Consider the following 21,746-nt stretch of genomic DNA (forward strand, 5'->3'; position numbering starts at 1 on the left):
GGCGAGCGAGGCTTCCGGCGAGACGACCATGAGCTCAAACGCAATGTCAGTCCAGTGCGCGAGAGTGAGGGCGCTGAGCACGGGGGAACCTCGACGCGGGATCGGCGGGTATGGCTGATAACAAGCTTGATCCGGGAGCGCCGAGGCTCGGCTGGCTAGTTGATGGAGACCCGACTACGCCCGAGGTCGCAGTCCTCCTCCACGACAATGGAGCGAACATCAGGCTCACGATTCCGTGGCCGGACGGGTGGGGAGACAGCCCCTACCGCAAGTGGTTCGATTCTATCGGGCAGAGCAGGCGCGCCGACGAGGCTGACACTTCCGGCGTACCGTCAGGCCTCCTCTTTCATGACGTTGATGGGCCCGTCTCCCTGGTCGGATGTCGGGCAGTCAGCACGAGAGCCACAGCTCCCGGATCTGGCGAGGGCGTCGTCGACGTGAGGTTCGCTCTGCTGGGCGGTCGCGAAAACTACGAAAAGATCAATGGCCTGCGGTCCGAGATGCCTGGCCTTGGCGACTGGATCGGCCTAAGGAGCATTACTGAGGCCCCGACCAGAGACGATCAGAGCCGGCTTCGCTCCCTTGACCTCCACCTCGAATCCCCGGGTCCGATCGCACTCGATCGAAGCCTGAACCTTCGACTTCGGCCGAACTTCCGATACGGCCTGGGGTCAGAGCCAGACACCCGAGTCTTGAAGGAGGCAATTGAGATCGAAACCCTTGTGACGAAGGCGCGCAGCTGGGGCGAGCACATTGCAAACCACGAGGCAGTTCGCCAGCTCTTGTGTCTCTCAGCTGGAAGGACACTCGGCTACGGGCAGCAATGGGCGAATCGGGCAAGCGACCCGGAACGCACCATGTCAGGGCGTGTCGTATGCCCAAGGTGGGCTGAAGTCCGCTCGTACGAGCTGCGCAAGGCAGACACCAGCACCACCAGGCCCCATTTCCTCTTCGGGTTTAGCGAAATCGGCGTGCGGGGCTTCAAGAGATGGCTTCGCGTGCGGTCAGACTTCGAGCGAGGCGTACTCCCGCTCACCGACCTGCTCGAACAGCGAAGAACGCCAATAGAGACTGTCGTGGCCCAGGCGGGCATCGGATTCGAGGCCCTGGGGTACGCCATCGCACTTGAGAGCGGAGTGAGTCGCGGGTCAGCGAAGGCTGAGAGCCACGAGGCCAGGCTCGAACGGATCTTCACCCAGATACCCGATGTCCTACCTGAGGATTGCGCCAACTGGGTCCAACGATCGGTGGCCACCTACAACGGCGTGAAGCACGCCAATCGGCCTCAGCCGAGCCTCATCGAACTGGCCGATACGCAACGCCTGAATCTGCTCATCTTCCGTCTCTGGGTTGCGGCGCGAATCGGCGTCCAGCCGAGCAGCCTCGCAGCGCACCTACGAACCGATCCGATGGCTCGACCACTAGTTCCGCTTTGAAATCACGCGGGTACTCCCAGATCTGATCAGAGGGCTTCGAAGAGCAGCAACTGATCGGTTCGAGCTATCGGACTGCACCACGATCGCGACGCGACGGCCTCGACCGAGTGGGGTTTGGAGGTATGGACCTTCTTCGCCTCGCGCCCGGTTGGAGGCGCCGTCAGTGGACCGCAGGCGTAGACCTCCAGCGCGGCGCGGGGCACGCGGAGCTGACGACCGAAGCGGACCACCGGGAGACCCTCGGCGCCGGCCGTCGCTCGCCACTGCCGGGTCAGTCCGTAGGCCGCGGTCCGGCCGATCCGGAGCACACGGGCGGCCTCCTCGACCGTGAGGAAGTCGGGCAGCGGCTGGCGCATCTCCATGGGGGGGCCTCCTGGTGACCGTGACAACGGCCGTCGACACACTCGACGACCCTCACTCCCTGACCCCACTGCCGACGGCCGTTCGCGTCGCGTCGCTTGGCTACCAAGGTCCGCTCCCACGTCTTTGGCGCTGGATCGTTCCGGGATGGTGAGACACAATCGTCTGACCGCCCGAGTGGACGGCCTCGAGCACGGGCCGGTGGCGGTGCGACGTGCTCCTCCAACCCGAACCGATCACGACCAGACATGCGCTGGCTCGGATCGGCGCCTCGGCCAGAGCCCGCCCATGTGCGGACTGGCTGCGGCAGCAGGCCAGGAGGAGCCGTGAGAGGTCACATCGCCAAGAAGGGCAACCGCTACTACGCCGTCGTCTACGAAGGCACCGACCCGGCCACCGGCAAAGAACGTCGCCGCTGGTACCAGGGCGGCGTCACCCGCAAGGAAGCCGAGCGGGTGCTCACCGAGCTCGTGAAGCGGATGCACGACGGCGACTACCGCTCCCCCGAGCGGATCACCCTCGGCGACTACCTCGTCGAGCGGTGGCTCCCCGTCCGCAAGACCCAGGTCGGCCACAGCACCTACGCCTCGTACCGCCAGACGATCAACTCCCACGTGCTCCCCCGCATCGGGATGATCCCGCTACAGCGCCTCACCCCCGAGGACCTCGAAGGCTTCTACGCCGACCTGCTCACCGAGGGCCGGCTCAACGGCGGTGGCGGCGGGCTCGCCCCCAAGACCGTGCGGAACATCCACGGGATGCTGCACAAGGCGCTCGCCGATGCCTGCCGGAAGGGCAGCGTTCATCGCAACGTGGCTGGCATCGCCGACGCGCCCCGGGTCCGCCGACGCTCGTCGATGACGGTGTGGGACGCCGCGCAGCTCCGACAGTTCCTCACCGAGATCGAGGGCCACCCGCTCGGCGTGGCGTTCCACCTCGCGGCCCACACCGGCATGCGCCGGGGTGAGGTGCTTGGTCTCCAGTGGCGAGATGTCGACCTCGACGCCGCCCGGCTCTCGGTCCATCAGGCGGTCACCAACGTCGCCTACGAGAAGCGCCTCGGCGACGTGAAGACCGAGACTGGCCGCCGCATGGTCGACCTCGACGCTCGAACAATCGAGGTCCTACGAGGGTGGCGGGAGACGCAGCGCGCCGAGCACCGGCTGACCGGCCGTCGATGGACCATGGACGCCTTCGTGTTCGCCCGACCCGACGGGGAACCGATCCACCCCGACTACGTCAGCCAGTGCTTTGAGCGGCACCTCGCCAAGTCGTCATTGCCGAGGATCCGACTCCACGACCTCCGTCACACTCATGCCACGATCCTGCTCAAGGCCGGCGTACCCGTGAAGGTCGTCAGCGAACGCCTCGGCCACAGCAGCCCCGCCTTCACCATGACCGTTTACCAACACGTCCTCCCCGGCATGCAAGCCGACGCCGCCCGGCTGTTCGGCGACACCGTATACGGGGCGTAGGCGCGAAGATGGCCGGCCCAATGGGCCGGCCATCTCGACATCGATGCGGAGCTAAGGACCCCATGGGGTCCTCGCGCCGCCTACTTAGGATAGACGTGACGAGGGAGCCAAGCGACTTCGCGAGAGCTCGTAGGCCCGGAAAGGCCACCCGCGCTTGACCCAGTCATTCGGATTCCTTCGCGCATTCCTGTCGCGCCTCTCCTAGGCCAACAAAATCCCAGGTCCGCGCCCTCTCGGACGCAGGAGGACCCGCGAACCTATCTGACTTATCCTCTCGGCAACGTTGCTAGGAGAATCACACGGGTGTAATCTTCTGGTCCTCGACGTCTCACCGGAGAAGCCCCAAATGGCCTCGGCACCGCGCAACTACCCCAAGGACTCCCTCCAGCAATCGTTGGTGATCTCCCAGAAGATCGCAGACGAGAACGCGGGAGCGCCGATGAACCGGCTTCTCGTGGCTGACGCTCTCGGCATCAAGCCAGCCAGCTCGAACTTCAAGTACCTGCTGAGTTCGTCGCGAATGTACGGCCTGACCGAGGGGACCGAGAAGGCCACCGAAGTCAGCCTGACCCCTCTTGGGAAGCGAGTCACTCGGTCGTCAGGACCAGAGCGGATGGCGGCCCTCCGACAGGCAGCGCTAACCATCCCGCTGTATCGAGAATTCTTTGAGCGCTTCAACGGCAACAAGCTGCCGTCCCCCGACATGCTCAGGAAGATCCTCGTCGCCGACTTCGGCGTGCCTGCCGATCGTGCTGAGGAGGCTGCCGGGCTCGTGGTCGAGACCGGCGAGTTCATCGGCGTGCTACGCCAGATCAGTGGGTCGACCCACGTCCTGATGGATGCGGTGCCCGACTCGGAGGTCGCCGGAAGCGTGGACGGCGCAGATGACGCCGAGAGCGCGGAGGACGGTTTACAGACGGACGAGCCCGTCGGAAACGTCGAGAACGAGGGCCCTGGTAGCGAGCCTCCGACCGACGTCACCAGAGCACGCCCGAAGCCGATCTTCGTGGGGCATGGAAAGAACACTGGTCCGCTCGAGAAGCTGGAGAAAATCCTCGCGGGATTCCAGATCCCTTACAAAGTCGCCGTTAGCGAGCCCAACTTAGGCCGCCCTATCCCCGCCAAGGTGCGCGACATCATGCTCGAGTGCGGCTCGGCCATCCTGATCTTCACGAAGGACCAGCGATTCACGAACGACGAGGGTGCGGAGATTTGGCGACCGAGCGAGAACGTTGCCCATGAGCTCGGTGCCTGCTCGTTCGCGTACGAGGATCGAGTCGTCATCTTCAAAGAGCAGGGCATCGACCTGCCGACGAACTTTTCGAGCATCGGCTACATCGAGTTCGAGGAGAATGGCATCGCTGCCAAGACTGCCGAGTTGCTCCAGGAGCTCATCGGGTTCGGGCTCGTGAAGATCACGCCCACGACCTGATCTGCCCGATGGCCAGCGGCATGCCCACCCTCCCGAAGACGACTCCGACTGCGGTTGCCTTCGTCGACGAGAGCGGAGCGATCGCCCAGGACCGCCATTTCACAGTCGGCTGCCTCAAGCTGAGTGACCCAGACGTCCTGCTCCGAGCGTTGATGAAGTTGCGGGACCGGCGACGGTGGTACAACGAGATCCACTTCGCCGAGATGAAGCCGAGGTCGTTGGCCCTCTACAAGGAGGTCGTCGACCTGATCGTGGCGAACGACTTCACCTTCTCCTGCTTCGTGGTGGACCGCACCCAGGGCGACCCCGTAGCTCGCTTCGGAGGACCATGGATCGCGTACGAGCGCCTGGCCACGCAGCTCCTCATTGCCAGCGTTCGGCCGGGTGAACTGATCACCGTCCTCGCCGATGAATACTCGAGCCCCGACACGGTGCACTTCGAACGAGACGTGTGCATGGCGGTCAACGACCGACTCAATCGTCTCGCGATCACGAAGGTGCTCCGACTGCGCTCCAACGCGGCGGACGGGCTCCAGCTCGCCGACCTGTTGACATCAGCGGCGACGTTCGAGTTTCGGCAATCCGTGGGTCATGCGGGACAGAACTCACCGAAGGCGCAGCTAGCGCAGTACCTGCGACGTGAGTTCGGCGTGCAGTCCTTCCTCGGAGGACACCGCGACGCTCGACTCAACGTTGCGCTCTACCGCCATCCGCAATCCTGACCGGGCTGCCCGATCTAGTTGGACCGAACAGGCGTCTCCGGCCGGAGACCCGTTAGAAGATCCGTTAGAAGTCGGCCCGGGAACGGCGAAGGCCCATCCTCTCGGATGGGCCCTGACCTGCATTTTCGTTGGTGGCGGGGGCAGGATTTGAACCTGCGACCTTCGGGTTATGAGCCCGACGAGCTACCAGACTGCTCCACCCCGCGGCGTGGGGACGAATGTACCGGCACCACCCCGCCGCCGCCAACCCGCTGCACCGAGCACCGCCCACCCGGTCGTGGTGCGCGGACGAAACCCTTCGCGCCGTTTGCTCGTGCTCGCCCACCCCACCACCTGACCCGAAGAGCCGACCAGGCGAACCGGCCCGCAGCAGGGGCCCTGCGGGGAACAATCCGGTCCGAGCGGTGTTGGCGAAAGGGCCGGAACCCTCACGACAGTCGTGAGTCCTCGTGCCCGTCCAGGCACGAACAGCAGTGAAGGAGCAGCCCATGCAATCCAAGCCCGCCCCGATGATCGACATCGGCATCCCCGAGGCCGACCGAGTCACCATCTCCACCGACCTGGGCCGCGTCCTCGCCGACACCTACACGCTCTACCTCAAGACCCACAACTACCACTGGAACGTCACCGGTCCGATGTTCAACACCCTGCACCTCATGTTCGAGGAGCAGTACAACGAGCTCTGGGTGGCCGTCGACCTGCTCGCCGAGCGCATCCGCTCCCTCGGCGCGTTCGCCCCGGGCAGCTACGCCCAGTTCGCCGCCCTGACCTCGATCACCGAGGCCGACGGGGTCCCGACCGCCGAAGAGATGCTCGCCGACCTCGTCGCCGGCCACGAAGCGGTGGTCCGCACCGCCCGGACGGTGTTCGCCGCCGCCGAAGCCGCCGGTGACCAGTCCACCGCCGACCTGCTCACCCAGCGCATCCAGATCCACGAGAAGACGGCCTGGATGCTGCGCTCGATGCTCGCCTGAACACTCCGGAGCACCGCAAAGAGCACCGGCACCCGTCTCAGTCGCCCCCGGCCACCTCGAGCACCACCTTGCCGATCGTGGCCCGCGACTCCAGCGCCGCCTGCGCGGCGCCGGCCTCGGCCAACGGGAGCCGGTGCTCGACGACCGGCACCAGCCACCCCTCACGCCGCGCCGCCCACAGGTCGTCGGCCTTGGCCACCACCTCGGCCCGGGTGCGCACGAAGTTGGTGAGCGACCCGCTGGTCACCGTCAGCGACCGGGGGAACAGCTCCATCGGCGAGAACGCCTCGGGCAGCCCGCCGGCCACCCCGAACACGCACACCGTGCCCCGGTCGGCCAACGCCCGCAGGTCGCCCCGGAACGTGCCGCCGGCCACCCCGTCGACGATGTAGTCCACCCCCGCCCCGGCGGTGAGGCGCAGCACCTCGTCGGCGAAGTCGCCCTCGTCGTAGCGGATCACTTCGTGCGCCCCCGCCGCCCGGGCGCTGGCCGCCTTGGCGTCGCTCGACACGGTGGCGAACACCGTCGCCCCCAGGTGCGCCGCCCACTGCACGACCAGCCGGCCGGTGCCCCCGGCCCCGGCGTGCACCAACACCGTGGTGCCCGGCCCGATGGGCGCCCGCTCGGTGACCAGGTAGTGGGCGGTCAGGCCCTGCAACGCCAGCGCGGCGGCGTCGAGCAGCGACACGTCGTCGGGCAACGGCAGCACCTGGCCCACCGGCAGCGCGACCGACTCGGCGTAGGCCCCCAGCGTGGTGGCCGCCGCGGTGGGGCACCACGCCACCCGGTCGCCGACGGCGACGTCGTCGACCCCGGCCCCGACCGCCACCACCCGCCCCGAGCCCTCCAGGCCCGGCACGAACGGGAACGCCACCCCGGCCAGCCCCACCCGCATGGCGATGTCGGCGAAGTTCACCCCGGCGTAGGCCACCGCCACCACCACCTCACCCGCCCCGGGCGTGGGGTCCTCCGCCGCCTCCACCGACAGGACCGACGCATCCCCGGCTTCGGAGCAGCGCACGACCCTCATCGCCGCGCCCCCTCGTCGCCGGGATCGGGTGAGGCGGAACCCATCGGAGCAGTCATGTCCCCATCCTGCCCCGCCGGCCCGGGACCGGAGGCCGGCGGTCTGCGAAGGTGGGCGGATGGCACCCGACGGCGACTTCCCCCCGTGGTTCTTCGATCGCCACGACCCCACCCCCGACGACCGGTTCTACGTCCCCGACCGCCTGGTGACCCACATCGACCCCGGCGCCGTCGCCGCCGTCGGGGCGCTCTACGACCAGCTCGGGGTCGACGGCGAGGTCCTCGACCTCATGTCGTCGTGGGTGTCGCACTTCTCCGCCGCCCCCCGCCGTCTGGTGGTCCTCGGCATGAACGACCGCGAGCTGGCCGCCAACCCCCAGGCGGCGGCCCGCGTCGTGCACGACCTCAACGCCGACCCCCGCCTCCCGTTCGACGACGCCGCCTTCGACGACGCCACCTGCTGCGTGTCCGTCGACTACCTCGTGCGCCCCGTCGAGGTGTTCGCCGAGGTGGCCCGGGTGCTGCGCCCCGGCGGCCGGTTCGTGGTCACCTTCTCCAACCGGTGCTTCCCCACCAAGGTCATCCGGGGATGGGCGCTGGCCGGCCTCGACGGCTGCGTGGACATCGTGCGCCGCTACTTCGAGCTCAGCGGCGGCTTCGCCGAACCCACCGCCGAGCTGCGCACCCCACGGAGCGCCCCGGGCGACCCCCTCTGGGCGGTGTGGGCCACCACGGTGTGACCGACGCTCAGCCCCGCGAAGCCAGCACCGAAGCACGAATGTGGTCTGGTCTGGTCTGGTCTGGTCGGTAGTCTGAAGCCATGCGCACCGTGAACGTGTCCGAGGCCAAGGCCAGCCTCAGCCAGCTTCTGGAACAGGTCCTCGCCGGCGAGAGCATCGCCATCGGCCGGCGGGGCCGGGCCGAGGTCCGGCTGGTGGCCATCGACCGGGAGGCCGAACCTCGGCCCCTCGGCGCCCTCGCCGTGCCCGACTACTGGATGAGCGCCGACTTCGACGAACCCCTCGACGACGTCGAGAATGACTTCGACCCGTCGTGAAGCTGCTCCTCGACACCCACACCCTGATCTGGATGGCCACCGACCCCGGGCAGCTCTCGGAACCGGCGGCCACGGCCATCACCGACCCGACCCACGACGTCTACGTGAGCGCAGTGAGCGGCTGGGAGATCTCCATCAAGCGAGCCCGAGGCCGGCTCCGGTTCCCCGACGTCAACCGCGAGATGCTGCGCGCCCTGCGCCTGACCGAGCTTCCGGTCACACTCCGCCACACCGCCGGGATCGCCGCGCTGCCCGACCACCACCGCGACCCGTTCGACCGGATGCTCGTCGCCCAGGCCCGCACCGACGACCTCACCATCGTCACCCGAGACCCGGCCATCGCCAGCTACGACGTCGCCGTCCACTGGTGAGCCCGCCGTCCGGCCGGCCGACGCCGGGATCCTCGGCGGCCGCCGTTCGACGACGACGCGCACCCTGACCGGTCGGGACGGGAGCGGGGCCTGGTCGAGGTGCGTGCCCCCCTCGACCCGAGCGACCGCACGCACTCAGGTCGCGCCACCCGCCGACGCAGTAGCGTCCGGCTCGCAGTCGCTGCTGACCCGGGGGGGAACGCGATGACGCGACATCGAGTGCTGGTGGCCATCGCCGCGCTGGGCGTGCTGGCCGTGCTGGCCGCGTCGTGCAGCCGCACCGGTGACGAGGCCGCCGACACGACGGCGACCACCGCCGCGCCCGCCGCCGACGAACGCTGCGAGGGCCAGCAGCTCGAGGCCACCGAGGTAGGGGTCACGGCCGACACCATCACCATCACGGTGATGGCCGACACCGGCTCCCCGCTGGCGCCCGGGCTGTTCCAGGGCAACATCGACGCCGTCGAGGCCTTCGCCCGCAACATCAACGCCAACGGCGGCATCGCCTGTCGCCGACTGGTCGTCGCGACCTGGGACTCCAAGCTCACCCCCGAGGAGGCCAAGAACGGGCTCATCGTGGCCTGCGAGAGCAGCCTGGCCATGGTCGGCAACAACGCCCTGTTCAACCCCGACGTCACCCCGCTCACCGACTGCCCCGACCAGACCGGCGCCGTCACCGGCCTCCCCGACCTCGCCGCGTTCACCGCCGACCCCAACGAGCTGTGCGCCCCCACCATGTACACGGTGCAGGCCAAGGCCGAGCAGTGCCCCATCCAACCCGGCGTGCGGCCCATCCAGTCCAACCTCAACTACTGGAAGTTCCTCGAGGGCCTCGACCCCGATCAGCGCGAGCTCTTCATGGTGCCCGGCGACCTGCCCACCACCGTGCAGGCGGCCATGCCGCTCATCGAAGGGCAGCGCATGGCCGGGATCGACGTCGTCGAGACCCCCAAGGTCTCCGGTCGCGACGAACAGGCCGCGTTCACCCCCCGGGTGCAGGAGACCACCACCAGCGGCGCCAACGCCGTGTTCAACAGCTCCAACGACGTGGCCATGATCAACATGCGCCGCGAGTACGACGCCCAGGGCGCCCGCGGCGTGGAGATCTGGGCCTGCACCCAGGCCTGCTACACGGAGACCTTCCGCTCCCAGGGCGCCGCCATGGACGGGACCTACGTGGCGCTGCCGTTCCTGCCGTTCGAGGAGCGCGACGAGAACGCGGAGCTGGCCGCCTTCCTCGACAACGTCGGCGACCCCGACGCCTGGGGTGCGCAGGCCTGGCAGGCCGCGGTGCTCTTCCAGCAGACCATCGACCGGATCGTGGAACGCGACGGCCCCAACGGCATCACCCGGGCCAGGATGCTCGACACCCTCGCCTCCTTCGGCACCTTCGACGCCAACGGGTGGCTGGCGCCCAAACCGCTGGGCGGCATCTCCGACTGCGGGCTCGTGGTGCAGTTCACCGACGGGGAGTTCACCCGGGTCCAACCCACCACGCCGGGCACGTTCGAGTGCCACCCGGAGAACACGGTGACCATCGAGATCGACCCCGTCGCCGCCGCCGCCGCCCTCGACTGAGACCCCCGGACAGGGCGCCACCGCCCACCACCGGCGCACGACGGCCGGCTGGCCGGGCCGGGAAGGGACGGCGAGGGTCCACCCGATGGCACCATGGATGACGAGACACGACGAACGGGGGCCCTCCATGACCACAGCCGACGCGCCACACGAGGCGACGGGACCATCGGCGGGCGTGAAGGTGCTCGGCCCGGCCGACCGCACCGCCGAGCACCGCGCCACCGGCGTCGTGGCCTGAGCGCCGGACTCGTCCATGCGCTACCTCCACCTCGTCGACGCCGCCGACGGCTCGGCCTTCGCCCCCGACGGCGAACTCGACTTCGACCAGGGCGACTTCGCCCCGCCCGGCCCACCGATGGGCATCGCCACCGACACCGGGGTGCCCAACCTGATGTTCATCCGCATGGAAGCCGGGTGGAGCGACGCCGCCCACCCCGCCCCGGCCCGCCAGTGGATGCTCGTGATGTCCGGCCGGGGGGAGACCACCGCCGGCGGCGAGACCCGCCAGTGGCAGGCCGGCGACGTGGTGCTCGTCGAGGACACCTCGGCGCCCGGCCACGCCACCACCGTGTTTGAAGACGCCGTCCTCGCCGTCGTGCGCTTCTGACCGACGCTCAGCGCCGGGCGCCGAGCACCGCCTTGGCGCACCGGGGACCGCCGGCCAGCGCCCCGCCGATCCCGTGGCCCGTCGTCGTGCTGGCCCCCACCAGGAACAGCCCCGGCAACGCCGTCGTGTACCCGGGCCGGTTCAACCCGAACTGCTCCGGCGTCGCCGCGATCCCGTACGACGTGCCGCCCGTCGAGCGCACGAAGCGCTCGTGGGTGACCGGCGTGGCGCACTCCTCGTGGACGATCGACGCCTCGAGTCCCGGGATCACCCGCTCCGCCCGGGCGATCAGCAGGTCACGCACCTCCTGCTTGCGGGCCCGGTAGGCCTCGTTGGTGCGGTACCGCTCCCCCGCCGCCGGGCCGCCGCCGTGCAGACCCCACCAGGCGTGGTCGGCGGGCACCAGCGTCATCACCTGCACGTTGGTCTGGCCCGGCGCGCACAACCGGGTGTTGGTCGGGTCCTTCAACGACGCCGAGGTGATGTAGGTCATCGGTCGGTCCGACAGCTCCCCGGCGAAGAGCCGCTCGTACTCGGCCTCCACGTCGTCGCCCAACATCCACAGGTTGGTGTTGGGCATCTCGTCGGCCAGGTCACGATCCAGGATCAGGTAGACGACGAACAACGGCAGGGTCATCTCGTAGCCCTCGGCGGCGGCCACCACCTCGTCGGGCAGCACCCCCGGCGGCACCAGGCGGGTGAGTGTGGCCTTCAGGTCGGCGTTGGACACCACCGCCGGGGCCCGGATCACCTCCGGCACCCCCGCCGCCCGCTTCGACGACGGCACGTGCAGGCGCACCCCGGCCACCGCCGGACCGTCCGGCCCGGGCTCGACGAGGATCTCCTCCACCGGGGTCTGCAACAGGATCGTGCCCCCGTGGGCGGTCACCACCTCGGCCAGGCGGTCGGCGATCACCTGCCCCCCGCCCTCGGGGTAGTACGCGCCCTTCAGGTAGTGCATCACCAACACGGCGTGCAACAGCAACGACACCCTCGACGGGGGCAGCGCGTACGTGCCGTGCTGGCCCGACAGCACGGTGCGCAACCGGGGTGACAGCGCCAGCTCGTCGAACACCTCGCCGAGCGTGGTCGACAGGTGCGCGACCACCACCGGCCCAGGGCCCCGGCCGGTCAGCTCGGCGTCGATGCCCACCACCACGTCGAGGTAGCCGTCGATGCCCGCCCCCTCGTCGGGGAACGTCTCGTGCAGCCGCGCCCGGAACGCGTCCACATCCTTCGGCACCGCGAAGCGGGTGCCGTCGTCGAACACGAACGTGTCGAACCCGTCGGGGTCCATCTCCCGGTAGGTGAGCTCGATGCCGAGCGACCCCAGCACCCGGGGGATGGAACCGCCCGGCCCGCAGTCGCCGATGTAGTGCAGGCCCACGTCGAACTCGTAGCCGTCGTGGGTGAACACCGTCCCGTTGCCGCCCGCCACCGAGTGGCGGTCGACGACCACCACCCGCTCGCCGGCCATCGCCAGGTGGGCGGCGGTGCACAACCCGCCGAGCCCCGCACCGACGACCACCACGTCGACCTCATCGGGGTAGTCGGTCACGTCCGGAACTGTACGCACGATCCCGGCGACCAGCCCGACGCCAGCCGGCCAGTCCTGGCCGTCGCCGGGGAAAGCCACGACTCCCCTCGGCGACGACCACGCGGTCGCCGAAGCCACGAGCCGTGGCTCCGGCGGTCTCAGCCGAGGCGCTCCTCGACGAGCTGACCGACGGCCACCAGCTCGGCGCCGGTCACGAGGCGGGAGGTTGCAGCATCGATCTCGACACCTTGCAGCACACTCCACGCCTGATCGCCGACGACGAGATCCAGCACGCCGTCCTGGTCGTAGATGATGGCCTGGCCCAGCTCGGGCACCTCGGACACGTCGTCGTACTGTCCCCGCCGGACCGGCTCGGTGGACTCGAAGAGTGCACGGTCGCCGAGATAGGTGATGGACACGATCGCGGGCTCCATCGTGATCGTCGGTCCGGCGATGGTGATCGTGTAGTCACAGTTGGGGACCGGGACGACGTCGTTCGGGGTCGCGGTGATCGGGTCGGCCCCGGTGATGACCGCCTGGACGTCGGCGGCGGGGATCTCCTTGCACACGTCGACCTCCGGGATGCCGTCGCTCCCATCGGAGCTCTCCGACGCACCGGCGGCGGAGGAGCCGGCCCCGGACGCAGGAGCCTCCACGGCCTGGCCGGCCGAGTCGGACGTGTCGTTGCTGCTCCCCCCACCGCACGCCGTGACGGCGACGGCGAGAGCGGTGGCCAGCGACATCCCAAGAAGGCGAACGCAGAGTCGGTTCATGATGGTCTCTCCAGTGGTCGGTGGTGTCGTGAACTCGGACGGGTCGGAACTCAGGTCAGGCGTTGCTCGACGAGGGCGGCCAGCGCCACCATCTCGTCCGAGGTCACGGGGCGCGTCGTGTCGCCCGGGACATCGTTCATGGCGATCAGTCGCCAGCTGTCGGAGCCCACCATCAGCTCGACTGTGCTGTTGGCCTCGTACCCGTAGGCCTTCGCGAATCCCGGGAGGTCGGCGGTGTCGGGCCAGGTCCTGACGGCGTTCTCCCGCTGGATGTCGTAGGAGGCCTCGTCACCCGCGTAGGTCAGATAGATCACCGTCTGCTGGCCGGCACCGTCGGCGACGTACTCGCAGTGCGGGACCTTGATCAGCTCGGGCCGGGAGATCGCGGTGAGCGGCCCGGCGTCCGCGAGGAGGGCCCGCACGTCGGCCGCCGGGACCAACCGGCACACGTCGACCTCGGTTGCTCCGGCCGAGGACCCACCCGTCGTCCCCACGGGCACGCTGGTGCCCGAGCCGAGGGCCCCGGAACCCGAGTCCGCATCCACGGCAACGGGCTGGGTTCCACCGGGGTCAGCCTGGTCGGCGCTCTCGCCCCCGCACGCGGCCACGCTCGCGGCGAGGGCGAGGGCCACACCGGTCATCACGATCCGACGGCGGCTCACGACGCCCCCTCGGGCGAGGGACCGCGATCGGCGGCGTCGGGGAGACCTCGCTCCGGATCCGATCGGACCGGCGAGAAGAACGTGTCCATCGCGTCCGACGGTGTCCGCAGCGCCGCATCGACCCGCACCAGGTCGGCGTCCCCCAGGTCGTAGGCCTCCAACGCCGCTGCCGGGTCCTGCTCCACCGCACGGCGGAAGTCGTCGTCGACCGCCAGTCGCTCGAGAAGGTCGTCGATCTTCGCCACGCAGACGAGCCTGAAGACCGAACCGCACGGACGCAATGGACGTGGGTACTCAACTCTGCGTGAGCACTACCCAATCTCCCGAGGGGGTCACGGATCAGAGCGCCCCGTCGAGCTGGTCCCGCGACGAGATGGCCAGTTTGGAGAACGCCCGGTAGAGATGGTTCTCGACCGTGCGTTCCGACAGCACGAGATGGGTCGAGATCTTCCGGTTGGACCAGCCCTGACCCGCGAGCTCTGCGATCTCCCGCTCCCGTGACGTCAGCGCCGACCGCTCGAGGACCGGCCGCACCAACGGGGTCACCAGCCCCTGGCAGCGCCGCAGCTCGGCGCGCAGGGCGGTGAGGGATCTCTGCGCCGCGTCGCCGGCCCCGGCGCCCTCGCGGGCGGACCACGCCAACGCGAACCAGTCCGCGGCGATGGGCGCCCAGCCCTCGGCCGACGCCTCGCCGGCGGCCGCCTCGATGGCCTCGCCGTCTCCGGCGACGGCAACCTCGATCAGGCGGCGGCGACGCTCCACGACCGGGTCGAGTCCGCGGGGAACCCCGGCCATCGCCGCCTCCGCCTCGGCCGAGGAGCCGAGGCGTACGAGGTCGACGGCCCCGGCGCTGACCTCGCACCACCGGTGGTCCGTCGCCGCCCGCACGAGGGCGTCGGGCAGACAGGCGTGGTCGGCGAGACGATCACCGATCCCCGAGGCACCCACGAGGGATTCGGCCCAGGCCAGGGCCCGAGCGACGATGATGTTCTGTCCTTCGAAACCATCAGCCCGGTAGTCGGCGAGACGGTCGATGGCCGCGATCGTCGAGAAGGCGTCGCCCCGGAATGCCGCCGCCAACACGACGCGGGCCCCGGCCCGACGGGCCATCCCCGGCAGATCGAGGTCGGACCAGATCAGCTCCGCCTCGGTCAGATCGGCCATCGCGTCGTCGAAACGACCCTGCTCCACCCGGACCTGACCCCGGATGAGCGAGGCCCAACCACGGGGTTGCGGCGCGGGTGCGCCGAGGGCCAACTGGTACAGCAGCTCCGCCAGCTCGTCGGCGGACGCGAGCTGGCCGGCGGCGATCCGGCACGCAGTGTGAGCGACCAGGTGGATGCCGGCATCCCCGATGAAGCGCACCGGGGACTCGAGGGCGTCGAGCAGCGCAGCCTCGGCCAGCTCGGCGCCACTCGACGGTCGACCGGTCTCGCATCGGGCCATCTCGACCGCCAGGGCAGCGGTGGTGCGGACCGCCGGTTCCTCGTGGTCCAGCAGCGGCGCGACGGCGGCCTCCACCCCGGCCACCTCGCCCGCGAGGTAGTCGAACACCCCTCGCTGGGCCACCATGAGATCAGCCCACGGACTGCCGGCCAGACGATCACGCGTCGACGACAGGACGGCACGCGCCTCGTCGACCCCTCCGTCCGCCCACCAGATCTGCTCGGCTTCGCGATGAGCCAGCGCGGCCACGTCACGGTCGGACGCCGCGACGTGGGCGTACCGACGCAGCACAGCCCGCGCCGTGGCCTGGTCGCCCGACCCTGTCGAGCTCCACGAGGCGAGGAGCACCGCCTCGGGCGTGACGACGCGAGCACATGACGCCAAGGCCAGCTGCGCCGAGCGGACGAGATCACCGCCGGTGCGGAGGAAGTCGGCCGAAGCCAGGAGGCGGTCCGCGGAAAGGTCGTCACCGCTCTCGAAGCGCCACAACGTGGCCCGGGTCTTCGTCTCGGGGCGCTGATCCGACCCGCGCTCGACGAGCTCCGCCAATCGACGGGAATGGCGCAGCCTGGCCACCCTCGGCATCTGCGAACCCAGCACCTCGGAATGGATCGGGTGCGCGCACTCCACGATCAGGTCGGCGGCTTCGCCCCGAACGGTCACCAACCCGACGCGCTCGAGATCCTCGACCGGCGCGAGCGCGTCGAGCTCGACGAGCTCGGCCAGGCCGAGAGGCCCGGCGAGGGCCAGCAACTCGAGCGTGTCCCGGGCACGCTGATCGAGAGCCGCCAGCCGCGCCGCGACGAGATCGAGGAGCGCCGGGTCCACCACGAGCTCGCGTTCGAGCCGCCAGAGGCCGATCCGCTGGACCAGGATCCCGGCGTCGATCGCTCCCTCGGTGAGCTCTCGCAGCACCAACGGGTTCCCGCCGGCCGACACCGCGAGTCGTCGGGCGGTGGCGCCGTCGACCGGCCCGTCGAGCGCGGCCTGGAGCAGGTCGATGGAGACCTCCACGGGAAGCGGTTCGAGCACGATCCGATCGATCTCGACATCCCTGGCGAGGGACGCAACGGCACGCGGCAGGGACTCCCCGGCACGAACGGTGAGCGCCAGACGCACCCGACCATCGAGGGCCAACTGGCAGAGCAGCGAGGACGATCCGTCGTCGAGGAGGTGGACATCGTCGACCTGGAGCACCGGTGGAGCCACGGTCCCGCTCCGGTTCGACGCATCGCCGACCAGCGCGGCCACGACCGACGTGACCGACGGGGCCGCCTCGTTCCCGGAGCGGAATCCCAGAAAGGGCGCGAAGGGGAGCGACACCGCGGCGGCGGCACCCGCCACCCGGCCGGTGCGAACGCCGGAACCATCCAGCGCCGCGACCACCTCGCTCACCAGCCTCGTCTTGCCGATGCCCGCGTCGCCGACGACCAGCTGGACCCGATCCGCCTCCAGCCCCTCGAGGATGCGCTGTCGCTGTCGATCACGCCCCCGCAGCGGCCAGACCCGGCTCACGGGCCGAACGTAGCACCCGGTCGCCGACGCCAGCCCAGCCCGCAAGGCACGGTGAGCGTCGGCACGACATCTCGATCTCGCCCGCGGCGCGACCTCGTCGCCTGAAGGCCTCGCAGTGCATCCTCGACGACGAACGGCCGTCGGGTCGCGAAACTACGCTCACCGGACGAGGCCGGGGGGCCTCGACACCCACGGAGGCGACGTTGCCCGACACCACCACGCCCGCCCACGCCCTGCCCCAGGTCGCCGAGTTCCTGGCCGCCGGCGAGCGCCTCACCGGGCCCGGCTCGCCGTTCGAGGTCGTCACCGAGGACGTGCGGGGCGAGACCATGGAGGTCTTCGCCCATCGCCCCCGGTCGCTGCGCGACGTGCTCGTCGCCTCCCTCGTCCACGGGGAGCGCGACAACTGGGTGTTCGGCGACGGCCGCCGGGTCACCTTCGCCGACACCGAGCGCCAGGTGGCGTCGGTGGCCGCCTACCTGCGCGACGTCCACGGGGTGGGCCCCGGCGACCGCGTCGCCGTCTGCGGGCCCAACAGCGCCGGGTGGCTGGTCACGTTCTGGGCATGCCTCTCGATGGGAGCGGTCACCGTGGCCATGAACGGCTGGTGGACCGAGGCCGAGATGCACCACGCCCTCGACCTCACCGAACCGAAGGTGCTGCTCCTCGACGCCAAACGGGCCGAACGCCTCGGCCCCACCCCCGGGCTCACCCAGGTCGACCTCGACACCGACCTCGACACGATGCTGGCCCACTCCCCCGACGCCACGATCCCCACCGTCGGCATCGACGAGGACGACCCGGCCATTCTCATCTTCACGTCCGGCACCACCGGGCGCCCCAAGGCGGCGGTGCTCAGCCACCGCAGCGTCATCGCCTACGGCATGCTCCAGTCGTTCATCGGTGCCCGGGCCCTGATGCTCAGCGGCCGGGCGATGCCGAGCGGCCCGCCCCCGGTGCGCCTGGCCGTGTTCCCGCTGTTCCACGTCTCCGGTCTCGGCGGCACCGTGTCGGGCATCATGACCGGCTCCACCACGGTGTGGCCCCTCGGGCGCTTCGAACCCGAGGCGGTCATCGAGCTCACCGTCAAGGAGGGCATCAACACCTGGGGCGGCACCGGCACCCACGTCATCCGCCTCCTCGAGCACCCCCACATCGACAGGATCGACCCCGCCCAGCTCGTCCAGGTCGGCATGGGCGGCTCGGCCACCACCCCCGAGATCATCCGCCGCGTCGACACCAAGCTCCCCCACCTCGCCGGCACCATGAGCACCGGCTACGGCTCCACCGAGACCGGCTCGCTCGTCTCCTACGCCCCCAACTGGATGCTCACCGCGTCACCCGAGTGCGTCGGCCCGCCGCTGCCCACCGTGCAGGTCAAGATCACCGACCCCCTCGGCGACGAGCTCCCCGACGGCGAGGAGGGCAACATCTGCGTGCGCAGCCCCCTGCTGATGAACGGCTACTGGCGCAACCCCGAGGCCGACGCCGACGCCTTCCTCCCCGGGCGCTGGTACATCACCGGCGACTTCGGGCGCATGGAGGGCGGGCTGCTGTACATGGCCACCCGCCGCCGCGACCTCATCATCCGCGGCGGCGAGAACATCTACCCCTACGAGGTCGAGAACCGCCTCGACGAGCACCCCGACGTCACCGAGGCGGCCGTCATCGGCATCGACCACGACGTGCTCGGCCAGGAGGTCGGCGCCGTGGTCGTGGTGCGCGACGGCGCCACCGTCACCGCCGACGAGCTCCGGTCGTTCTGCGCCGAGACGCTCGCCTCGTACAAGGTGCCGGTGTCCATCGACATCCGCACCGAGGCCCTGCCCCGCAACCCCAGCGGCAAGATCCTCAAGCACGTCCTGGCCGGCTCGGGCGAGCACTCCTTCGTCGAGGAGTGACGCCCGAGCCGACCGCGGACGACGGCTCAGACCCCGAGCCGGGCCCCGAGCGCCTCCAGATCACCCGGCGCCAGCACCTGACCGGCGAGGGCCCACACACCGGCGAACACCTCCGGCGGTGCACCGGCCTGCATGCCGCCGAGCAGCTCGGCGCGATCGTCGACGTTCATGGCCGGCAGCATCACCGCCAGCGACGCCGCCATCTTCTCCGGCGGGATCGACCCCACGATCGCCTCGTTGATGGCCACCGTCGCCGGCACCCCGATGGCCTGCTCCAGCGCCGGCATGACCACCCACTCCTCGGCGTCCTGGTGCAGCAGGTAGACGCCGGTCAGCTCCGCGAACTGCAGGTAGAGCCGGTCGGCGACGAGCCGGACCTCGGGGACCGGCACCGATGCGACGAGCAGCGCCAGGTCGCGCAGAGCGTCGAAGCGGGCCTCGATGGCCTCGTGGTCCTCGGCCATCTGCGCCGCCAGGTCGGGCCGCACGTCGGTCAGCACGGGGTGGATGTGGGTGTCCTCGTGCTCGGCGTGGTCGACCAACAGGTCGAGGAGGGCGTTCATCCGCCCGCCGAGGGCGACCCACCCCGGCCGGTCGGCCGGGTCGAGCGAGCCGGCGGCCGCGTCGACCGCGAACAGCTCGGCGCGGATCCCCTTGTGGATGTCGCGGTACAGGTCGACCGCGATCGGGCCCCGCTCGCGGAGGCGGGCGTCGGGCGTCGCGATCGGCTGGGTCTGGGTGATGGTCATCGGGTTTCCTCCCGTGTTCGGCCACCGAGAGGGTCGGCGGCGCGGTCGGGTCCCACGATGAACGACACCGCCGAGCGGCGCTCCTGAAAGACTCGTACGCGAATGCTAAGAACTCGCTCATCGGGCACGAGACGAGGAGCGGAGCGGTGTTGAGCGACGAGAACCTGGCCCTGCTCGAATCGGGCTGCGCTCTCGTCATCGGCACCACCACCCCCGACGACAGCTCCGACTCCACCCCCGTGGCCCTACGCGGCTGGGGGCTGCGGGTGCTCGCCGACCACGTCCACGGCCACGACTGCGCCCTGACGGTCCGACTCGTCGTCGACGCCATCGACGTGGCCGAGGGACACCTGCGCGAAGGGGCGGCGATCGCCGTGACCGGAGCCGACGTGCGCACCCTGCGGTCCGTGCAGCTCAAAGGACGCCTGCGCACGCTCGGACCCGCCGACGCCGACGACCAGCACACGGTCGAGCTCTTCCTCGACGACTTCACCCAGGCCATCGAGGACACCGACGGCATGCCCCCCAGCCTCACGCGGCGCCTGACCCCCGCCGGCTACGCCGCCGCCGTCCTCGACATCACCGAGCTCTACGACCAGACCCCGGGGCCGTCCGCGGGCGCCGTGCTCGACGACGGGGTCACGCCGTGAGCCCGGAGCGCGAGCTCACCCTCGCCGACCTCATGAGCTGCTTCGAGGGCGCCGTCCCCGCAGTCATCGCCACCGCCGACGCCGACGGCATGCCCAACGTCACCTACCTGTCCCGGGTCCGGATGGTCGACGACGACCACGTCGCCCTGTCCAACCAGTTCTTCTCCAAGACCCACCGCAACCTCACCGAACGACCCCGCGCCAGCGTGCTGCTCATCGATCCGCTCACCTACGACGAGTTCCGCCTCACGCTCGTCCACGAGCGCTCGGAGCGCCGAGGCCCGGTGTTCGAGCACCTCCGCGACGACATCGACAACCTCGCCGCCATCACCGGCATGGAAGGCATCTTCCGCCTGCGCGGCGCCGACATCTACCGGGTGCTCGACATCGAGGACCTCGCCGCCCCAGGTCGACGCGCCGACCCCACCCGGGGGCCACTGACCACCCGCCCCGTGACCGCGTCGGCCGACCGGCTCCAAGCGGTGGCCGAGCTCACCGGGCGCCTCGGTCGCGCCGGGGACCTCGACACCCTGGTGCAGGCCACCGTCGACGGCCTCGCCACCCTGCTCGGCTACGAGCACTCGATGCTGCTGCTGATCGACGAGACCAGCCATCGCCTCTACACGATCGCCAGCCACGGCTACGACGACCAGGGCGTCGGCTCGGAGGTCGAGGTCGGCGAGGGCATCATCGGCATGGCCGCCGCCCGCATGACCCCGATGCGGGTCGGCAACTACCGCCAGCTCCGCAAGTACGGCTCCACCGTGCGCCGGTCTTTCGAGGACCACGGCGAGCCGGGCCCGGGACGGGAGGTCGCGTTGCCCGGGCTGCCCGACGGCCAGAGCCGCCTGGCCGTCCCCGCCATCGCCCTCGGCCGGCTCACCGGGGTGCTGGCCGTGGAGTCCACCGAGTCGATCGCCTTCGATGAAGCCGACGAGGCCCTGCTCTCCCTCGTCGCCGGCGTGGTGGCCGCCGCCGTCGACGCCGACACCGCCGAGCACGACGAGGCCCCGGCCGTCGGGGCCGACATCCCGACGACGACGACGACCGACACCGACATCAACACCGATACCGACACCGACACCGACACCGACACCGACACCGACACCGACACCGACACCGACACCGACACCGACGCCGACGCCGACGGGGCGACGGTGGTGCGCTTCTTCGCTGTCGACGGCAGCACCTTCCTCGACGGCGAGTATCCGATCAAGGGCGTCGCCGGCCGCCTGCTGTGGGCCCTGCTCGGCCATCACCGACGAGAGGGGCGCACCGAGTTCACGAACCGCGAGCTCCGCCTCGACCCCACCCTCGAGCTCCCCGAGTTCCGCGACAACTTCGAGAGCCGGCTCATCCTGCTCAAACGCCGCCTCGACGAACGCTCCGCCCCGTTCCGCATCGACAAGACCGGTCGAGGCCGCTTCCGCCTCTCGGTCCACGGCCCCCTCCGCCTGGAACAGGTCGACTGACCT

At 70.1% G+C, this 21,746-nt stretch carries 21 protein-coding genes and 1 tRNA gene; 13 read left to right on the forward strand and 9 right to left on the reverse strand.

Going from position 1 to position 21,746, the window contains the following annotated elements; all coding sequences use genetic code 11:
* Nucleotides 1–110: 110 nt before the first annotated feature.
* A complete protein-coding gene (locus MUE36_08685; GenBank protein ID MCU0311006.1) occupies nt 111–1,436 on the forward strand; it encodes a hypothetical protein in 1,326 nt (441 codons plus the stop codon).
* A 26-nt stretch (nt 1,437–1,462) separates the two neighbouring features.
* On the opposite strand, the gene MUE36_08690 is transcribed toward MUE36_08685, so the two are convergent.
* On the reverse strand, nt 1,463–1,798 hold the full coding sequence (locus MUE36_08690) for a helix-turn-helix domain-containing protein (protein MCU0311007.1): 336 nt from the start codon (nt 1,796–1,798) through the stop codon (nt 1,463–1,465).
* A gap of 324 nt (nt 1,799–2,122) precedes the next feature.
* On the opposite strand from MUE36_08690, the gene MUE36_08695 reads away from it, so the two are divergent.
* The 3 genes from MUE36_08695 (at nt 2,123) to MUE36_08705 (ending at nt 5,425) form a co-directional block, all read left to right on the forward strand.
* Nucleotides 2,123–3,271 carry a site-specific integrase gene (locus tag MUE36_08695; GenBank protein ID MCU0311008.1) on the forward strand — a complete coding sequence of 383 codons (1,149 nt, stop codon included), beginning with the start codon at nt 2,123–2,125 and terminating at the stop codon, nt 3,269–3,271.
* A gap of 397 nt (nt 3,272–3,668) precedes the next feature.
* Nucleotides 3,669–4,703 (forward strand): nucleotide-binding protein, encoded by a 1,035-nt coding sequence (locus MUE36_08700; GenBank protein ID MCU0311009.1) that lies wholly within the window; start codon nt 3,669–3,671, stop codon nt 4,701–4,703.
* A gap of 152 nt (nt 4,704–4,855) precedes the next feature.
* Nucleotides 4,856–5,425: a hypothetical protein gene (locus MUE36_08705; GenBank protein ID MCU0311010.1), complete on the forward strand. Its 570-nt coding sequence runs from the start codon at nt 4,856–4,858 to the stop codon at nt 5,423–5,425.
* A 129-nt stretch (nt 5,426–5,554) separates the two neighbouring features.
* Here MUE36_08705 and MUE36_08710 read toward each other — a convergent pair.
* Nucleotides 5,555–5,631 (reverse strand) — tRNA-Met (locus MUE36_08710).
* Nucleotides 5,632–5,934: 303 nt separating this feature from the next.
* Here MUE36_08710 and MUE36_08715 point away from each other — a divergent pair.
* A complete protein-coding gene (locus MUE36_08715) occupies nt 5,935–6,399 on the forward strand; it encodes a DNA starvation/stationary phase protection protein (protein ID MCU0311011.1) in 465 nt (154 codons plus the stop codon).
* 37 nt (nt 6,400–6,436) lie between these two features.
* Here MUE36_08715 and MUE36_08720 read toward each other — a convergent pair whose 3' ends face one another.
* Nucleotides 6,437–7,429, reverse strand: a complete 993-nt coding sequence (locus MUE36_08720; GenBank protein MCU0311012.1) for a zinc-binding dehydrogenase — start codon at nt 7,427–7,429, stop codon at nt 6,437–6,439.
* 115 nt (nt 7,430–7,544) lie between these two features.
* Between MUE36_08720 and MUE36_08725 the strand changes: the two genes are divergently transcribed.
* The 5 genes from MUE36_08725 (at nt 7,545) to MUE36_08745 (ending at nt 11,038) form a co-directional block, all read left to right on the forward strand.
* Nucleotides 7,545–8,165 carry a methyltransferase domain-containing protein gene (locus MUE36_08725; protein MCU0311013.1) on the forward strand — a complete coding sequence of 207 codons (621 nt, stop codon included), beginning with the start codon at nt 7,545–7,547 and terminating at the stop codon, nt 8,163–8,165.
* A gap of 80 nt (nt 8,166–8,245) precedes the next feature.
* On the forward strand, nt 8,246–8,482 hold the full coding sequence (locus MUE36_08730) for a type II toxin-antitoxin system Phd/YefM family antitoxin (protein MCU0311014.1): 237 nt from the start codon (nt 8,246–8,248) through the stop codon (nt 8,480–8,482).
* Nucleotides 8,479–8,853, forward strand: a complete 375-nt coding sequence (locus MUE36_08735; GenBank protein ID MCU0311015.1) for a type II toxin-antitoxin system VapC family toxin — start codon at nt 8,479–8,481, stop codon at nt 8,851–8,853. Before MUE36_08730 ends, MUE36_08735 begins: the two co-directional genes overlap by 4 nt.
* A gap of 204 nt (nt 8,854–9,057) precedes the next feature.
* Nucleotides 9,058–10,431, forward strand: coding sequence for an ABC transporter substrate-binding protein (locus MUE36_08740; protein ID MCU0311016.1), 1,374 nt, complete (start codon nt 9,058–9,060; stop codon nt 10,429–10,431).
* Between the two features lie 253 nt (nt 10,432–10,684).
* Nucleotides 10,685–11,038, forward strand: coding sequence for a hypothetical protein (locus tag MUE36_08745; GenBank protein MCU0311017.1), 354 nt, complete (start codon nt 10,685–10,687; stop codon nt 11,036–11,038).
* 7 nt (nt 11,039–11,045) lie between these two features.
* Here MUE36_08745 and MUE36_08750 read toward each other — a convergent pair whose 3' ends face one another.
* From MUE36_08750 to MUE36_08770, 5 genes are all read right to left on the reverse strand, one after another.
* The gene (locus tag MUE36_08750) at nt 11,046–12,596 is read right to left on the reverse strand and encodes an NAD(P)/FAD-dependent oxidoreductase (protein MCU0311018.1); all 1,551 of its coding nucleotides are present in this window, start codon (nt 12,594–12,596) and stop codon (nt 11,046–11,048) included.
* A gap of 137 nt (nt 12,597–12,733) precedes the next feature.
* On the reverse strand, nt 12,734–13,318 hold the full coding sequence (locus tag MUE36_08755; GenBank protein ID MCU0311019.1) for a hypothetical protein: 585 nt from the start codon (nt 13,316–13,318) through the stop codon (nt 12,734–12,736).
* Between the two features lie 80 nt (nt 13,319–13,398).
* On the reverse strand, nt 13,399–14,010 hold the full coding sequence (locus MUE36_08760; GenBank protein MCU0311020.1) for a hypothetical protein: 612 nt from the start codon (nt 14,008–14,010) through the stop codon (nt 13,399–13,401).
* Complete coding sequence (locus MUE36_08765; GenBank protein ID MCU0311021.1) at nt 14,007–14,255, reverse strand: hypothetical protein; 249 nt, start codon at nt 14,253–14,255, stop codon at nt 14,007–14,009. Before MUE36_08765 ends, MUE36_08760 begins: the two co-directional genes overlap by 4 nt.
* 94 nt (nt 14,256–14,349) lie before the next feature.
* Complete coding sequence (locus tag MUE36_08770) at nt 14,350–16,971, reverse strand: LuxR C-terminal-related transcriptional regulator (GenBank protein MCU0311022.1); 2,622 nt, start codon at nt 16,969–16,971, stop codon at nt 14,350–14,352.
* Nucleotides 16,972–17,174: 203 nt separating this feature from the next.
* Here MUE36_08770 and MUE36_08775 point away from each other — a divergent pair, with 203 nt between their 5' ends.
* The gene (locus MUE36_08775) at nt 17,175–18,872 is read left to right on the forward strand and encodes an acyl--CoA ligase (GenBank protein ID MCU0311023.1); all 1,698 of its coding nucleotides are present in this window, start codon (nt 17,175–17,177) and stop codon (nt 18,870–18,872) included.
* Between the two features lie 26 nt (nt 18,873–18,898).
* Here MUE36_08775 and MUE36_08780 read toward each other — a convergent pair whose 3' ends face one another.
* Entirely contained in the window at nt 18,899–19,621 is a 723-nt protein-coding gene (locus tag MUE36_08780; GenBank protein MCU0311024.1) for a hemerythrin domain-containing protein, read from the reverse strand.
* A 146-nt stretch (nt 19,622–19,767) separates the two neighbouring features.
* Here MUE36_08780 and MUE36_08785 point away from each other — a divergent pair, with 146 nt between their 5' ends.
* Together MUE36_08785 and MUE36_08790 are read left to right on the forward strand one after the other, a co-directional pair.
* Nucleotides 19,768–20,271 carry a hypothetical protein gene (locus MUE36_08785; protein MCU0311025.1) on the forward strand — a complete coding sequence of 168 codons (504 nt, stop codon included), beginning with the start codon at nt 19,768–19,770 and terminating at the stop codon, nt 20,269–20,271.
* Nucleotides 20,268–21,743 carry a GAF domain-containing protein gene (locus MUE36_08790; GenBank protein MCU0311026.1) on the forward strand — a complete coding sequence of 492 codons (1,476 nt, stop codon included), beginning with the start codon at nt 20,268–20,270 and terminating at the stop codon, nt 21,741–21,743. Before MUE36_08785 ends, MUE36_08790 begins: the two co-directional genes overlap by 4 nt.
* Nucleotides 21,744–21,746: the final 3 nt, after the last annotated feature.

This window comes from Acidimicrobiales bacterium (genome assembly GCA_025455885.1).
Taxonomy (GTDB): domain Bacteria; phylum Actinomycetota; class Acidimicrobiia; order Acidimicrobiales; family Acidimicrobilacustridaceae; genus Rhabdothermincola_A.

Coding starts and splice junctions, on each gene's coding strand:
- MUE36_08715 (MCU0311011.1), top strand. CDS start 5,935: ATGATCGACATCGGCATCCCCGAGGCCGACCGAGTCACCATCTCCACC.
- MUE36_08745 (MCU0311017.1), top strand. CDS start 10,685: ATGCGCTACCTCCACCTCGTCGACGCCGCCGACGGCTCGGCCTTCGCC.
- MUE36_08690 (MCU0311007.1), bottom strand. CDS start 1,798: ATGGAGATGCGCCAGCCGCTGCCCGACTTCCTCACGGTCGAGGAGGCC.
- MUE36_08685 (MCU0311006.1), top strand. CDS start 111: ATGGCTGATAACAAGCTTGATCCGGGAGCGCCGAGGCTCGGCTGGCTA.
- MUE36_08755 (MCU0311019.1), bottom strand. CDS start 13,318: ATGTCGCTGGCCACCGCTCTCGCCGTCGCCGTCACGGCGTGCGGTGGG.
- MUE36_08740 (MCU0311016.1), top strand. CDS start 9,058: ATGACGCGACATCGAGTGCTGGTGGCCATCGCCGCGCTGGGCGTGCTG.
- MUE36_08780 (MCU0311024.1), bottom strand. CDS start 19,621: ATGACCATCACCCAGACCCAGCCGATCGCGACGCCCGACGCCCGCCTC.
- MUE36_08730 (MCU0311014.1), top strand. CDS start 8,246: ATGCGCACCGTGAACGTGTCCGAGGCCAAGGCCAGCCTCAGCCAGCTT.
- MUE36_08725 (MCU0311013.1), top strand. CDS start 7,545: ATGGCACCCGACGGCGACTTCCCCCCGTGGTTCTTCGATCGCCACGAC.
- MUE36_08705 (MCU0311010.1), top strand. CDS start 4,856: ATGAAGTTGCGGGACCGGCGACGGTGGTACAACGAGATCCACTTCGCC.
- MUE36_08720 (MCU0311012.1), bottom strand. CDS start 7,429: ATGAGGGTCGTGCGCTGCTCCGAAGCCGGGGATGCGTCGGTCCTGTCG.